Origin of the sequence: Enterobacter sp. TCD1-1 (genome assembly GCF_020567405.1) — a bacterium.
GTDB lineage: Bacteria > Pseudomonadota > Gammaproteobacteria > Enterobacterales > Enterobacteriaceae > Enterobacter > Enterobacter quasiroggenkampii.
The window spans coordinates 86,121-101,270 of the sequence record NZ_JAJCXF010000005.1 but is presented as its reverse complement, the minus strand read 5'-3'; the positions used below and the strand labels follow the sequence as shown (position 1 = coordinate 101,270).

13 protein-coding genes are annotated in these 15,150 nt (G+C 55.7%); 4 read left to right on the top strand and 9 right to left on the bottom strand.

The window, feature by feature from the left end:
* Nucleotides 1-137: 137 nt before the first annotated feature.
* The 4 genes from LJA86_RS18280 to LJA86_RS18265 all read right to left on the bottom strand — a co-directional run bounded on the left by LJA86_RS18280 (nucleotide 138) and on the right by LJA86_RS18265 (nucleotide 5,268).
* Nucleotides 138-1,772 (bottom strand): sulfatase-like hydrolase/transferase, encoded by a 1,635-nt coding sequence (locus LJA86_RS18280; RefSeq protein WP_069720516.1) that lies wholly within the window; start codon nucleotides 1,770-1,772, stop codon nucleotides 138-140.
* Between the two features lie 18 nt (nucleotides 1,773-1,790).
* Complete coding sequence (locus LJA86_RS18275; RefSeq protein WP_069720515.1) at nucleotides 1,791-2,762, bottom strand: hypothetical protein; 972 nt, start codon at nucleotides 2,760-2,762, stop codon at nucleotides 1,791-1,793.
* Between the two features lie 8 nt (nucleotides 2,763-2,770).
* Nucleotides 2,771-3,754: a glycosyltransferase gene (locus LJA86_RS18270; protein WP_045907911.1), complete on the bottom strand. Its 984-nt coding sequence runs from the start codon at nucleotides 3,752-3,754 to the stop codon at nucleotides 2,771-2,773.
* Between the two features lie 143 nt (nucleotides 3,755-3,897).
* Nucleotides 3,898-5,268, bottom strand: coding sequence for an O-antigen ligase family protein (locus tag LJA86_RS18265; protein ID WP_229226546.1), 1,371 nt, complete (start codon nucleotides 5,266-5,268; stop codon nucleotides 3,898-3,900).
* Between the two features lie 230 nt (nucleotides 5,269-5,498).
* On the opposite strand from LJA86_RS18265, the gene LJA86_RS18260 reads away from it, so the two are divergent.
* A complete protein-coding gene (locus tag LJA86_RS18260; RefSeq protein ID WP_045907909.1) occupies nucleotides 5,499-6,602 on the top strand; it encodes a glycosyltransferase family 4 protein in 1,104 nt (367 codons plus the stop codon).
* Here the strand turns inward: LJA86_RS18260 and LJA86_RS18255 are convergent.
* From LJA86_RS18255 to rfaD, 5 genes are read right to left on the bottom strand one after another with little or no spacing between them, the layout of a single operon-like run.
* A complete protein-coding gene (locus tag LJA86_RS18255; RefSeq protein ID WP_229226545.1) occupies nucleotides 6,581-7,690 on the bottom strand; it encodes a glycosyltransferase family 4 protein in 1,110 nt (369 codons plus the stop codon). The genes LJA86_RS18260 and LJA86_RS18255 overlap by 22 nt on opposite strands.
* Nucleotides 7,687-8,796 carry a putative lipopolysaccharide heptosyltransferase III gene (gene rfaQ / locus LJA86_RS18250; protein WP_229226544.1) on the bottom strand — a complete coding sequence of 370 codons (1,110 nt, stop codon included), beginning with the start codon at nucleotides 8,794-8,796 and terminating at the stop codon, nucleotides 7,687-7,689. The genes LJA86_RS18255 and rfaQ overlap by 4 nt, the downstream gene beginning before the upstream one ends.
* A complete protein-coding gene (rfaC, locus tag LJA86_RS18245) occupies nucleotides 8,789-9,775 on the bottom strand; it encodes a lipopolysaccharide heptosyltransferase RfaC (RefSeq protein ID WP_063622806.1) in 987 nt (328 codons plus the stop codon). The genes rfaQ and rfaC overlap by 8 nt, the downstream gene beginning before the upstream one ends.
* A 3-nt stretch (nucleotides 9,776-9,778) precedes the next feature.
* On the bottom strand, nucleotides 9,779-10,825 hold the full coding sequence (gene rfaF, locus LJA86_RS18240) for an ADP-heptose--LPS heptosyltransferase RfaF (RefSeq protein ID WP_045907906.1): 1,047 nt from the start codon (nucleotides 10,823-10,825) through the stop codon (nucleotides 9,779-9,781).
* 2 nt (nucleotides 10,826-10,827) lie between these two features.
* Nucleotides 10,828-11,760 carry an ADP-glyceromanno-heptose 6-epimerase gene (gene rfaD / locus LJA86_RS18235; RefSeq protein ID WP_008502707.1) on the bottom strand — a complete coding sequence of 311 codons (933 nt, stop codon included), beginning with the start codon at nucleotides 11,758-11,760 and terminating at the stop codon, nucleotides 10,828-10,830.
* A gap of 215 nt (nucleotides 11,761-11,975) precedes the next feature.
* On the opposite strand from rfaD, the gene kbl reads away from it, so the two are divergent.
* From kbl to LJA86_RS18220, 3 genes are all read left to right on the top strand, one after another.
* Nucleotides 11,976-13,172 (top strand): glycine C-acetyltransferase, encoded by a 1,197-nt coding sequence (gene kbl, locus LJA86_RS18230; RefSeq protein ID WP_229226543.1) that lies wholly within the window; start codon nucleotides 11,976-11,978, stop codon nucleotides 13,170-13,172.
* 9 nt (nucleotides 13,173-13,181) lie between these two features.
* Nucleotides 13,182-14,207: an L-threonine 3-dehydrogenase gene (gene tdh / locus LJA86_RS18225; RefSeq protein WP_024906616.1), complete on the top strand. Its 1,026-nt coding sequence runs from the start codon at nucleotides 13,182-13,184 to the stop codon at nucleotides 14,205-14,207.
* A 142-nt stretch (nucleotides 14,208-14,349) separates the two neighbouring features.
* A complete protein-coding gene (locus LJA86_RS18220) occupies nucleotides 14,350-15,150 on the top strand; it encodes a glycosyltransferase family 2 protein (protein ID WP_229226542.1) in 801 nt (266 codons plus the stop codon).

The following is a 15,150-nucleotide window of genomic DNA, read 5'->3' as shown; positions in this document are numbered from 1 at the left end:
GTTTCGGCGGGCAAATTCTAAGCATTTGAGCCGTCTAAAGCTATCTCTTTGGTGTTTTAAGACACCCATTTGCCTGCGTTACGCTCATTCGCCTGAAAAAAAACGGGCAATTTCTTGCCCGTTTCTTGTCTCACCGTTTAGCGCTCCGCTTCGGGGAGGGCGTTCAGATGGTAGGTTACGCGCTCCGAAAGCCCGCGAATGTCACCGCCAGTGATGAAGAAGCTGTCATCTTTTTGATTTGGATTACTGACGTCGTAGCCCAGCATCTTGTTGATGAGCGTTGCCACCTGATAATGGTTGAGCGGCATCTGCGGGCTGATCTCCTTCATGGCGTAAGCTGGATCGTTGCTGAAGTAGAGGAACGGTACCTGAGCAATTGGCATTTCTACAACCGAATGGCCAAACAGACCGTTATCGCCCACGCGTTCCCCGTGATCGGAGGTGATAAACACCAGCACCGGCAGTTTGGATTTTGCCAGCGCGGTGCGAATCGCGGACGCGAGTTCTTTGTCATACAGGCGGACCGCATCGTCATACTCATTTTTCTTCTGCGCCACATCATCACTCAGACGCGGTGTAGAGAACTTCGCGAAGCCCTGCGGGATATTACGCTCGTACGGGATATGTGGAGCACGGCTGTTGAGCACCATCAGGAACGGTTTGTTCCAGTCCAGCGTTGCTTTCTCAACGGATGGCGTCAGAACAACGTCCGCGCCGACATCCGGTGCCGGGCGGATCTGGGTATCTTCCCACAGATCAATATCATGGATACCAATCCAGTTGCTCAGCCCTTCCAGTCCCTGGGCGGAGATAAAGGCGGTCTGATAACCCTGTTTCTTCGCGTTGGCGAAGATATTGGTGGATTTCGATTTATAGGCCCCGTAGTTATCCGGCTCGCGCAGATTATTCACCAGCATCGGGATGGCCACGCGGGTGGATACGGCGTTGGAGACAATCAGACGGCCCGTACCTTGATACTGCTGGAGCAGCGCTTTCAGCTCGGGCGTGGTATCGCGTTCGTAGCCCAGGGCGCTGACGTGGTGCGGGTTAAGGCTTTCACCTATCGCCAGAATAATCGAATATTTGCCCGCACGCGTATCCTTAACAGGTTTGACCTGGTAGGGATCGTAATGGGTCAGATTCTGGTTTTCTCCTGACATCGCTTCCGGGATCAGGCGTATGGCGCTGAAGCTCATCGCAGACAGGCCGTTACGCAGCAGGGAGTGACGCAGGTCCGGGTTGAACTTGTACATCTGCCCGTCGACCGCTTTGTAGAACTGGCCGACAAACATCACGACGATGGCAAGCAGGCAAGGAAGCGCAATCCATTTGTGCCAAAGCGGCGCCAGACGACGCGCAAAGCCCAGCGCAAACACGACCGCCACAATCATGATGGCGAAGTAGATGCCCAGTGAACCCAGGCTGTCGGTGATCCCACTGGCAATATCTTTCGTTTCCACGAACGCCAGCCAGACTTCACTCGGGCCATAGAACTGACCGTAGAACTGGTAGTACACCGCTTCCGATATCTGAACGATAAACGTGACGGCCAGCAGCAGGCGAGTCAGGAAGAAACGCGCACTGGCCGCGGCAAGCAGGGAGATGATCAGATACAGCGAGATATCACCGGATTTCGGCTGGTAGACATGATCTTTCAGCAGAATGATGATTTCTGAGAGCGAGAACAGCAGCAAGAATGCCAGCGTTAACCCCAGGGTGCGCAACAGATTGCTGCGTGGGGTGAACGAAGAGTGTGTCGTTGTTTTGAACATGGAAGGGCTCTATTCCGATCAGAACTTTTTAGTCAGCGGGCGAATGGCTTTACCAAAACCAAAGCGCAGTGCGCGAACTACCGTAGGACGATTGTGCAATCCTTTACGCCAGATATCCTCAAACAGGGCGTACCAGCGTGCGGCGACCGCTTCGCGGGAATAGACCTGTAGGCGTTTTTCACCCTGTTCGCGCATCTGACGATACAGTTCAGGGGAATTTTTAAGACGCATGATGGCATCGAAGGCTTCATCAGGGTTTTTGGCGATCAGGTAGTCCAGCTCGCTTTCGCGGATCGCGCGATAAGACGGCTCGTCATCGCAGACCATCACCGTTTTCCCCAGCCAGTTGTTAATGAGCTTGCTGGCAGGCTTACGCGCCAGTTTATGATCGTGTGATTTGCGGAAGCTGATGCATACGTCCACGTCCTGGTAGTTTGTCCAGTTATCGAACGAGATGCGTAGCTCGATACCTTGTTCGGCAAGGCGTTGCTTAAAGTTCCCTTCGCGGTATTGGTCCGGGAAACTGTCTACACGGCCGAAGAATGCGACGGTTTTGATTGTCTCGTCGTTGCGCTCACGCGGTTTTACGCCCGGCTGTGGCCAGTTAGGAATAAAGATACGCCCTGGGATGTTAGCAACTTCAGGGTTTTGTTCGACGACGTAATCCGCGCCGATAACCGGCGGACGATCGGCACGAGCAACAACGGTCACGCCGACCCAGGGTTTTACGCGGGAACCATAGTGATCGTTGTGCATCAGATTAATTGCGTCCGGGCGGCATTCAGTGCCCCATGAACATTCAATCTGACCGTTATAGTAATAGTTAAGGCTGAGCATCGTCTGAAATGTCCAGACGCCTCTTCCCCCACAGTAAAAACGATGCGGAATATCATCCGGATTGATTTTCTGATCAATCAGTTCCTGAAAATCGGCAAAATTCGTCGCGATAAACTCAGGGCGGGAAACAACATGCAGTTTAAGCTTGCTCATAATTCCACTCATTTGACGAGTTTTTTAAGACGGAAGTAGCGACGTCCCAGACGCCACCGTTGGCGGAAGCCGCGCGCATTTTGCCAAATCAGCGTCCAGATACCGCGATCGAAAAGCTCACGGGTGATCTCGCGTTTTTTGGCCATATCGTCAATGTTGTTAATGCTATGCAGGATCCCCAGACCCTCTTTGGCGATTTGCCAGCGGCAGGCGGGTACGCGTTTCACCTGTTCCGGATAGCGTTTGTTGATGGCGTCCAGCATCTCCAGAATCTTCATGTAATGGCGCGAAGAGCGCATGCGCGTGTCGTCCGTGCCTGGCGTATGGGAAACGGAAGCGGAATGGATCAGGTAATCGTAATAGACCTCATCAATATACTGCACGCGTCTGGCGGTGAGCAGCACTTCCGTAGTCCAGGGGATGTCCTGATGGCGCAGACCATGTTCAAAGCTGAAGCCCTGCTCTTTGATAAAGGCGTGTCGATAGATATTCAGCCACGTTACGTGCAGGAACTTGCGCGATTCGAGCGCCATCTGCAGCCAGGTCGGGCCGTCCAGCACGCCGGTTGACGCAAGTTTATCTGAAGGGAAAATCTTCTTCGACGGGCGTCCGTCATCATAAATATAGGTACCGTTGCAGGTCGCGACGTCCAACTGCCCGGCGAGTGCAATCTCCAGCAGGCGCGGATACATACCCGGATAGATAACGTCATCAATATCCGGGAACGCGACGTACTCGCCCGTAGCCACGGCCAGACCGGTATTACGGGCCGCAGAGACACCCCCATTAGGCTGGTCGATGACGTTAAAATGACTGAATTCACTGGCGTAGCGGGCGATGATATCTGCGGAGCCGTCAGTTGAGCCGTCATTAACGATAACAAGTTCCAGGCTGGGCAGATTCTGTTTCTTTATGCTGTCAAAAAAAGCGCTCAGGAAATTCTCGCCATTATAGACGGCGACAACGAGGCTTAATTGAGGCGTTCCAGACATGCTTACTCCGTAATTTAACGCGGTGAGATGCGGCTAACGAGCGATACAGCAATGTGCAATGGCTTTTCGACAGCCGGCAGGCAAAAGAGTTCTGATGGGTAATGTTGCGCCGATGCCTGTTATCATCGGCGCAATATACGCGATCAGGAGGTTGTTTCTGTCCGTTTAGCGGGTCGTAACGCGCACATTCCCACAAGTAACCCGGTTAACAGCATATATTGTTCCAGGTAGTGATCTTTCAAATTGTGGTCAACCATGGTTCGGGAGAAGAAACCAACCGTAAACAGCAGCAAGAACATGCCTGCCATCATATTGCCATGGCGGAACTCGCGCCAGCCGATGTACCAGCAGCCTGCCAGCAGAATCAGCCAGCCTGCAATGCCCACAACCCCGTTCTGGATACCAAACTCAATCAGGCCGTAGTGGCTGTGCGGAATATCAATGCGATTGTCCTGCGTGTCGCGACGCAGCACATAGCGGAAGGCCTCTTTGCGAGGTCCCATTCCCGCAGGATGTTCACCCACCAGTTTCCAGCCCTGATGGAAGAAACTCGCGCGACAGCCGTTGGAGTGGTCCATTGGTCGACCGAGATCGTTAGTCGGTACAGTTCCGTTGGTTCTGTTATAGCAAAAACTGGTGAAAGGCGCGTTCCAGCCTGTTACTGCATCATCTTCCAGGTTTTGCCAGCGCGGATCGGTTTTCCAGGAAGCATAGCCCAGAAGCGCGGAAACGATAATGATGCTCACAAGAATAATGCCTGTTAGTACTACCCGGCTGCGACGCATACTGTGCAGGCTAAGCAGTATGAAGGTGGAGAACAGACTACCAACCAGGCCGATCGTTCCCCAGCGGGTATCGACTAACGCCGTGCAGACAAGGTTACACAGCAGCATAAAGGCGAGGAACGGTGTCTTCAGGCGTAAGAAACGCTGATGAAGCAGGCCGCGTGCAAGCAGTTCAGCGATCAGGAAACCGGTGATCATATTGACCTGGAAGCTCATGCGCGTGCGGTTATAAACAATCCGCGTTTCGCCCCAGTGGATCACGCCGTCTCGCCAGTAAAGCCAGACGGTATCAAGGAGGTGGATACAGACGACGCCCCAGAAAAAAAGGACGACGAGAGTAAAGAAACGGGCTGCCGATAAAGAGGGGAAGCGCTCCTGAATCACCGGTAATAACACCAGACCCGCGCAGAAAAGCAATACCGGACGGAACCACTGACCATCCCAGGTCGACACCATTTCTTTAATATCTGGCGCGACAAAAAAGCCGTTAATCAGGATAAAGAAGGTTAATGCCCAGAGCACAATAAGCACGAACTTAATTTTGTTTAAGTCCAGCGCTTTTCTCGCCACTGAGGAGCTAAAGAAAAGACCGAGCGCCACCACAATATTAGGATAAATCAGTCCATTACGATGAAAAGGTAGCTGATCGTTTGGGATTGGCCAGATAAAACATAAAGCCAGTACAGACAGTACTAAAAGACCTGTCAGGATGTTACGAGTATTTGTCATAATTTTGGTACTGGTAAAGGATCTCGGCGTTAATACCGGTTAGTTAACAATGCCATACGCAGATTCCACTGATTTTGAGTGGAATAAAAGCCTGAGAAAATTACCACATAAGCCATAACTACAGAAGGACAATGTTTGTAAGCAAGATTAATCCGCCTGTGCATTATCGTAATACCCACGTATATAATCGGCAGCCTGGACAGCGGTTTCAGCTAAACGACAGGAAATATATGCACATTGTTCACACTGAAGCAGACGGCGGCAAAGGCGGGCAGCCTCTGCGCATTATCAACGAATCGCTTGGGATGATTCAGCGTGGCCATCAGGTGACTCTCCTTTGTCCGGAAACTGCGCCGCTTCACGCGCTGGCACGCAGTGCCGGTCTGACGGTGGTCACGATGCCGTTGAAGCGTAAGAACCTTAAAAACCTGCAGCTGCTGCGTCGCTGGCTGAAGGATAACCGTCAGTCGATTGACGTCATCAACAGCCATAACTCTGCCGATACCTGGCTGGTGGCGCTGGCGAATCTGACGCTCTCCAACTCCGTACCACTGGTGAGAACCCGTCATGCGTCCGGCGTTCCGCGTAACAACTGGACGACACGCTGGCTGTTCCGCACCGCCTGCGCGCACATCGTGACTACCGGGGAGGCGCTGCGCCATCAGGTGGCAAATATTGGCGTGCCGATGTCTCAGAGTACGTCGGTGCCAAGCGGTGTCGATACGCAGCGTTTCCATCCGGGAGATAAGCACGAAGCTCGCGCGCATTGTGGCCTGTCTGAGGAAGATTTCTGGCTGGGCGTGGTGTCGCATTTGCGCCCGAACAAAGGCCATAGCGTACTGTTGCATGCCCTGGCGAAAATCGACAATCCACACATCAAGCTGGCGATTGTTGGCGAAGGCCCGCACAAGGCGACGCTGGAACAGGAAATCGCCGCGCTGGGATTACAGCAGCGCGTGGTCATGGCGGGACATCAACCCGATCCGGAACGCTGGTTTCCGGCCTTTGATATTGCGCTGAGTCCTTCGCATGATATGGAAGGTGTGCCGCAGGGCGTACTGCAATCGTTAGCCACCCGTATTGCCACCATTGCGACGGATGCCGGTGGAACGGGAGATGCGGTGATTAACGGGCAGACGGGATTGTTGGTCGCCCAGCGCGACGAAAACGCACTGCGCGATGCCATAATGAAACTCTATGCCGACTCAGCCCTTCGCGAGACGCTCGCGCAACAGGGGTATGACTACCTGAGCACGCACTTTACCCGCGAATGTATGCTGGACGCGATGGAGAAGGTCTTCTCCGATGCCGCTCAGCGCAGCAAATCGCGATAAAGCGTTTGTAGCTCTCGGGCCATTCTCTCCAGGGTGAAAGGCTCCGCAGTCGCACGCGCGGCAGCGACGTAATCGACACCCTGTTCACGGCCTTTTAGCCACAGCGAGATGGCCTGCTGGTAACCTTCGCTATCCAGCGCATCGCGTACCCAGCCGTTTTGACCCTCGGTTATCCACTCCGCCGCGCCACAACCGTGGCTGGTGAGCAGTGGCAAACCACAGGCCAGGGCTTCCACGCAGACGTTCGGGAAGGGATCGTAGAGCGTCGGCAGGATAAGGGCATCAGCCGTGCCATACACTTCACGCACGTTGGCTACGGGGCCCAGGAACGTCACTCGAGAGGAAATTCCCAGCGCCTGCGCCAGCTTTTCGAACTTCCGCGCATGTTTATCGCGGCCGGCAATCAGCAGCCAGACGTCAGGATGCGGCACAATAGCGCGCAGCGCGGTGGCGACGCCTTTGCGGCTGAAGCCTGACCCAACATACGCCAGTACCGGTGCGTTACGGGGAATACCCAGTGCATCACGCTGCGAAAGGGCGCGGACCTCAGGACTAAACTGAACGGTGTCTACGCCGTTGTAGATCACCGTCAGCTTGTCTTCCGACAGTCCGAAACGACGGGCGATATCATCGCGAACCATCTTCGAATTACAGATCACCTTGCGCAGCTGCGGATGGGTAAACATCTGCGCCTCGGCCTGCAGAATGTAGCGGTGATAACGGCTCAGAGACTGCGCCCAACGCGCCAGTGGCGACAGAATACGACCATATTGCTCAAGCCAGGTGGCGTGAACACCGTCGCCCGCCCGGAAGATGGTGGCGCCCGGTATGCGTTCGTGGCTTTGCACAATATCAAACTGCGCAAAATGCGCGGCGGCTTCGACGGCAAAACCGGATTCACGCGCGATGCGATTGCGAAACGGCGGATTGACCGTCAACGTTTTCCATCCTGCGGCATCCTCCCACTGGCGAGCAATCAGCGTGACATCAAGGGAGGTATCCTGCGCCAGCACGTTCAGCGCACGTGAGACAAAACGCTCTGCGCCACCGTTGGGGTTGTAGGTCTGTCGAACAATGGCCAGTTTCATGCAGGGGTTTCCGTTTCCAGAAGCATCGTATCGATTGCGCCCAGCACCTGCTGTGGGGTAATGGCCGTAATGCAGTCAGAGACACCGCTGTCTCCGCAGCCCGCTTTGCCGCACGGCTGGCAGGTAAACCCGGCCACAATCACACGATAATTTACCCCCCACGGTGCCCATTTGATGGCGCCGGTAGGGCCAAAGATAGCGACGGTCGGCGTACCGACGGCGCTTGCAAGGTGCATCGGCATGGAATCCACGCCAAAGTACACCCGGGCGTGCTTCATGAGCGCACCCAGCTCTTTCAGGTTCAGCTGACCGCTTAAATCAAAGACCGGCTGGGTGAGGGCTGCGCGCAGCTCATCCATGTAGGCCTTCTCTTCTTTTGACGGTGCGGCGGAGAGGACGATCGGCAGGCCGCGCGCCGCCAGGTTATCAATGGTCGCTGCCAGTTTTTTGATATCCCAGGCCTTAAACATCCAGCGCGAGGTCGGGTGAACCAGAATGTAGGATTTACTCGTGAGCCCAAACCCGGCCAGTTTTTCGGCCACAGAGGCTTCTGCCGCGTCACCAGGCACAAAAAGCGTATGCTTGTCTTCGTCGGACTGCGGATGAATACCGATTCGGCGCAGGGCATCCAGATTGACTTCCACCATATGGCGGCTGTTGTCCTGAATGGCCGGGTAGAGCGTGGTGAACGATTTCACCCAGCGACGACGTGCCAGGCCCCCGCGTTTATCCGGCTTAAAGCCGACGGAGACGCGCGGTTTCAGGCGACGCGCCAGACGCGCGCCGTGCCAGTGTTCGGTCAGATTAATCAGCACGTCATACTGACGGCCTTTCAGGGTATTCAGCAGGGCGCGGTAGAGGCGGAATTGTTCAAACCACCCCTTCTTGCGCCAGTTGCGCCCAATAGTATGCACCTGGTCGATATGCGGATGGCTGGTCAGCATCGCCTGGGTATCGTCATAAACCAGCGCATCGACTTCCACGTTCGGCCAGTTCTTTTTCAGCACGGTAAACACCGGCGAGGTAAGCAGAACGTCACCGTGGTGACGCAGCTTAATAATCAGCACGCGCTTTGGCGGGCGCTCCGCTGAGAAAAAATCAGACATAGGCTCTCTCTGCTGCCAGCAAAGGCTCTAATTGCGCAAATACCGCAGCGGCGCTGAGATCGCTCAACTGCGATGAGTGTTCCGGGCGGCAGATATACTGATTTTTTCCATAGCCGCCGATCAGCCCCGGGTCCGTTGGGCCGTAAAGCGTGATGTTAGGACGGTCCAGCGCCGCCGTCAGGTGGCTGAGGCCCGTATCCACGGAGACTACAGCCGTAGCGTCTGCCAGCGCCTGAGCGACGCCGTCAAGTTTCATGCGCGGCAGAACGTCCACGTAATCAAATCCTTCTGCCAGTCGTTTGGCCCGTGCCTCTTCGTGCGGTGCGCCCCACGGGAGTTTGATACGCAGCCCCGCGCTTGCCAGCAGGCCGATCAGTTCGCGCCAGTGCGCTTCCGGCCAGTGCTTGTCATCGCGGGTTGTCGCGTGAAGGAAAATCAGATAAGGATCGCTTTTCTGCGATGAGGTCTGCAGGAAATGCCGGGAAATCGCATAGTCGCCCTGGGTTTCCGGTTTCGCATAGCCCAGGCTTTTGGCAAACAGCTCGCGGGTACGTTCCACCGCGTGCTGCTGCTTCGCGATGTGGTGGCGGTGGTTATAGAACAGGCTCGCCAGCGGTTCGCGGGCGGTTTGCCAGTCCATGCCGTGCTTTACGCCGCGCGCCAGTCGCGTCACCAGCGCGGCGCTTTTGACCAGCCCCTGCGCGTCGATGATGGCATCGTAACGCTGCGCCTGTACCGCCTCGCGGAAGGTTTTGCGTTCGGCTTTAATCGGCGCAGAGAACCACGCTTTCCGCCAGCGGCGAATCGCCACCGGGATCACGCGGTCAACCGCTTCATGCCAGGTGGGGATCTGCGCGAAGCCTTCTTCCACCACCCAGTCAAAACGAATGCCGGGGATGGCCCGCATGGCGTCCGTCAGCGACGGCAGCGTATGCAGAACATCACCCATCGAAGAGGTTTTAACGATCAATACCCGCATTCGTTATCCTTCTTCGCTCAACAGCAGTGCGTTGAGTTCTTCGAGAACGCGCGCTGGCGTAATGTCGATCAGGCTCTGATGATAGCCTTCTGCGGCATCGCCTTTGCGCACCTTGTGGTAGCCGGTGATCAGGCGGATGACGCGCGCTTTATGGGAAAGCGGAGGCGTGAAGTCCGGGCTGCTTGGGCCATACAGCGCTACCAGCGGGCGGTTGAGCGCAGCGGCGACGTGCATCAGGCCTGAATCGTTGGTGACCACAGCGTGACAGGCGGCAATCAGAATAACGGCCTGTTCAAGCTGCGTTTCTCCCGCCAGGTTGCGGCACCAGGCCTGCTGTTCATTACTGAGTGTGGCGAGAATTTCGTTGCCCGCCTCGTGGTCTTTTGCCGAACCGAACAGGACAATCTGGTAGCCTTCGTCGATCAGCTGTTTCGCCAGCTCCGCATAGTGGTAGTGGGGCCAGCGTTTTGCCGGACCGAACTCGGCGCCAGGGCAGAAGCCAATCATCGGGCGTTCAGACGAAAGGCCAAACGCGCTGCAGGTCTGGGATTTTTCACCGTCGTTAACCTGTAGCTGGGGCCAGAGCAGCGGCTGCGGCAGGTCTTTCGCACTGCGCATCACGCCTTTGTCATAGGCCAGCGCCACGTAGCGCTCCACCATTAATGGCCAGGCCGCTTTATCCAGCACCCGCGCATCGTTCAGCAGACCGTAGCGCATTTCGCCGCGCCAGCCGGTGCGATGCGGGATGCCCGCAAAGAAGGGCACCAGCGCGGATTTAAAGGAGTTGGGCAGGACATACGCACGATCGTACCGCTTTTCGCGCAGGCTATGGCCGAGCTTGCGGCGCTCGCCAATCTCCAGCGCCCCGTGGCCGAGCGGCATCGGGATAGCTTCATTCACTTCCGGCATACGCGATAACAGCGGACGGCACCACGCGGGTGCCATCACGTCGATTATCGCCTGGGGATAACGCGCCTTGAGCGTGCGATAGAGACTTTGCGACATCATCATGTCGCCCACCCATGACGGGCCGATCACCAGAATTCTCATACTTACGCGTCGCGGTTCAGCCAGGCCATATATTCCGTTACGCCTTCGGCAACGGTCTTGAACGGCTTGTCATAACCTGCGGCGCGCAGGTTAGTCAGATCGGCCTGCGTGAACGCCTGGTAACGGCCTTTCAGCTTGTCAGGGAACGGAATGTACTCAATGCTGCCTTTTTTATGGTACGCCAGCGTGGCGTCAGCCACCGCCTGGAAGGACTCTGCGCGGCCGGTACCGAGGTTGAAGATGCCGGACACGCCGTTTTCCCAGAACCACAGGTTTACGGCGGCCACGTCACCCACGTAGACGAAGTCACGCTTAAAGCCGTCGCTGCCTTCGAACAGTTTTGGACTTTCACCGTTATTCAGCTGGGTGTTCAGGTGGAACGCCACGCTCGCCATGCTGCCTTTGTGGCCTTCGCGCGGTCCGTAGACGTTGAAGTAGCGGAAACCGACGATCTGCGAGTTCGCTTCTGGCAGTACCTGACGCACGTACTCGTCGAACAGGAACTTGGAGTAACCGTAGACGTTCAGCGGCTGCTCATATTCGCGGGATTCGATGAAGTCCGAGGTGCGCCCGCCGTAGGTGGCAGCAGAAGAGGCATACAGGAACGGAATTTCACGCTCCAGGCAGTAATGCAGGATCTCTTTGGAGTACTGATAGTTATTGTCCATCATGTACTTGCCGTCCCACTCGGTAGTGGACGAGCAGGCACCTTCGTGGAAGATGGCTTCGATCTCGCCGAACTCTTCACCTGCCATAATCTGGATAAGGAAGTCTTCTTTATCCATGTAGTCAGCGATGTTCAGATCCACCAGGTTAACGAACTTGGTGCCGTCTTTCAGGTTGTCAACCACCAGGATGTCGGTGATGCCTTTGTCATTGAGAGCCTTAACAATATTGCTGCCGATAAAGCCTGCGCCGCCGGTAACGATGATCATAACTGTAACCTTTGAAGTGTGGAGCCCGGGTACAATCCCGGACGCTAATGTTTCTATCATATCATTAGTATGGCTGCCCTTCAGCCATTCACCGACATAGCGCAAGGGTACACGTGATTTATGCTGCAAAAACGACAAGAGATGACGTGTCATCTCGTCATGAACTATAGGTTTGGGTAATATGTCCCGAAATTTGCCGAGTCTGGAGAATTGCAATGCGTGGTGATTTTTACAAACAGTTAAACAGCGACCTCGAGACCGCACGTGCGGAAGGGTTGTTCAAGGAAGAGCGTATTATCACGTCTGCCCAGCAGGCGGACATCACCGTTGCCGACGGCAGCCATGTGATCAACTTTTGTGCGAACAACTACTTAGGTCTTGCGAATCACCCTGAGCTGATTGCCGCTGCCAAAAATGGCATGGATACCCACGGCTTCGGCATGGCCTCCGTACGCTTTATCTGCGGTACCCAGGACAGCCACAAGCAGCTTGAGCAAAAGCTGGCGAACTTCCTCGGAATGGAAGACGCGATTCTGTACTCCTCCTGCTTCGACGCCAACGGCGGCCTGTTCGAGACCCTGCTCGGCGCAGAAGATGCCATTATCTCCGACGCCCTGAACCACGCCTCCATCATCGACGGCGTGCGCCTGTGCAAAGCGAAGCGTTTCCGCTACGCCAACAACGACATGGTTGAGCTGGAAGCGCGCCTGAATGAGGCTCGTGAAGCGGGCGCTCGCCATGTGCTGATCGCCACCGACGGTGTGTTCTCCATGGACGGCGTGATCGCCAACCTGAAGGGCGTATGTGACCTGGCAGATAAATATGACGCGCTGGTGATGGTCGATGACTCTCACGCGGTGGGCTTTGTCGGCGAAAACGGCCGGGGCTCCCACGAATACTGCGACGTCATGGGCCGCGTGGACATCATCACCGGTACGCTGGGCAAAGCGCTTGGCGGCGCATCCGGCGGCTATACCGCTGCGCGCAAAGAGGTGGTTGAGTGGCTGCGTCAGCGCTCACGTCCGTATCTGTTCTCCAACTCCCTGGCGCCGGCGATTGTTGCCGCCTCTATCAAAGTGCTGGAGATGGTGGAGTCCGGTGCCGGGCTGCGCGACCGTCTGTGGTCTAACGCCCGTCTGTTCCGTGAAAAAATGAGCGCAGCAGGGTTCACCCTGGCCGGTGCCGATCATGCGATCATTCCGGTGATGCTGGGCGATGCGGTCGTGGCGCAGCAATTTGCCCGCGAACTGCAGAAAGAAGGGATTTATGTCACCGGGTTCTTCTTCCCGGTGGTGCCAAAAGGTCAGGCGCGTATCCGCACCCAGATGTCTGCGGCGCATACGCCTGAACAAATTGAACGTGCGGTGGAAGCCTTTACCCGCATCGGTAAACAGCTGGGCGTCATTGCCTGAGGACGTGTGATGAAAGCGTTATCCAAACTGAAAGCGGAAGAAGGGATTTGGATGACCGACGTGCCGGAACCGGAAGTCGGTCATAACGATCTGCTGATCAAAATTCGTAAAACAGCTATCTGCGGTACTGACGTTCACATCTACAACTGGGACCAGTGGTCGCAGAAAACTATTCCGGTACCGATGGTTGTCGGTCACGAATATGTCGGCGAAGTGGTGGGTATCGGCCAGGAAGTGAAAGGCTTCAAAATCGGCGACCGCGTTTCCGGTGAAGGCCATATTACCTGCGGCCACTGCCGTAACTGCCGCGGTGGGCGTACGCACCTGTGCCGTAATACCATCGGCGTGGGCGTAAACCGTCCGGGCTGCTTCGCGGAATATCTGGTGATCCCGGCCTTTAACGCCTTCAAAATCCCGGACAATATCTCTGACGATCTGGCCTCCATCTTCGACCCGTTTGGTAACGCGGTACACACGGCGCTCTCCTTCGATCTGGTGGGTGAGGACGTGCTGGTCTCCGGTGCGGGCCCAATCGGCATCATGGCGGCGGCCGTGGCGAAGCACGTGGGTGCACGCAACGTTGTGATCACCGACGTGAACGAATATCGCCTGTCGCTGGCGCGCAAAATGGGCGTCACCCGCGCGGTGGATGTCTCGAAAGAGAGCCTGACCGACGTGATGGAAGAACTGGGCATGACCGAGGGCTTCGACGTGGGCCTGGAGATGTCCGGCGCGCCGCCGGCGTTTCGCACCATGCTCGACACCATGAACCACGGTGGTCGTATCGCGATGCTGGGCATTCCGCCGTCGGATATGTCTATCGACTGGAACAAAGTGATCTTCAAGGGGCTGTTCATCAAGGGCATCTATGGCCGCGAGATGTTTGAGACCTGGTACAAGATGGCGGCGTTGATTCAGTCCGGTCTGGATCTTTCCCCGATTATTACTCACCGTTTCTCCATCGATGAGTTCCAGCAGGGCTTTGACGCGATGCGTTCCGGCCAGTCAGGGAAAGTGATCCTGAGCTGGGAGTAACAGAGAAAGCGCCTTCGGGCGCTTTTTTTACGACCTCTTCACGTTTCTTACATCCGCAATCAGATTATTTCGATTTTTCCTTCGCTTTTTTACCCGCACACTTATAAAGTTTGTTGATTATCCGTTTAAGTTTACAGCGCCTATGTTCAAGCTTACCGTTTGTTTATTGACCTGTAATTCTGCGCGTTTGCTGCGCGAGGTGATTCCTCCGCTGCTGACGGTGGCAGATGAAATTGTCGTTCTGGATTCCGGCAGTACGGATGCCACTCTTTCTATTTGCCGCGAGTACGGGCTCTCCCTTCATCATCACCCCTATGCTATGCATGGCGTGCAGATGAACCATGCGATCGATCTGGCGAGCAATGACTGGGTGCTTTGCATGGATAGCGACGAGATTCTGGACGCGGAGACTGTCGACTTTATTCTGACCCTGAAAGCCGGGGATGAACCTTCCGCCGATCGCGCCTGGCGTATCGCCCGGTACTGGCATGTGCTGGGTGAAGAGGTGCGTACAATCTACCCTGTTTCCTCCCCTGATTTCCCGGTGCGGCTGTTCAATCGTACCCAGGCTCGCTTCAACCAACGACCCGTGGATGACAAAGTTGAAGGCAAGATTGTCGCCATGAAAATGCCAGGGCGGGTGCGTCACGACACGTTTTATAACCTTCATGAAGTGTTCAACAAGCTCAACAGCTACACCACCCGGCTGGTGAAGTACCAGCCGGCTCGCCCTTCGATCGGACGCGGCATCATCAGCGCCATCGGGGCGTTCTTCAAATGGTATCTGTTCAGCGGAGCCTGGCGTCAGGGCAAGGTTGGGGTCGTGACGGGACTGTATGCTACAGCCTACAGCTTTTTGAAGTATTTCAAATCCTGGTATCAGCATCAGCAGAAAAAAGAGCCCGTTGCGAATGAGCAGACGGACTCTCAGATTGCGAAATAA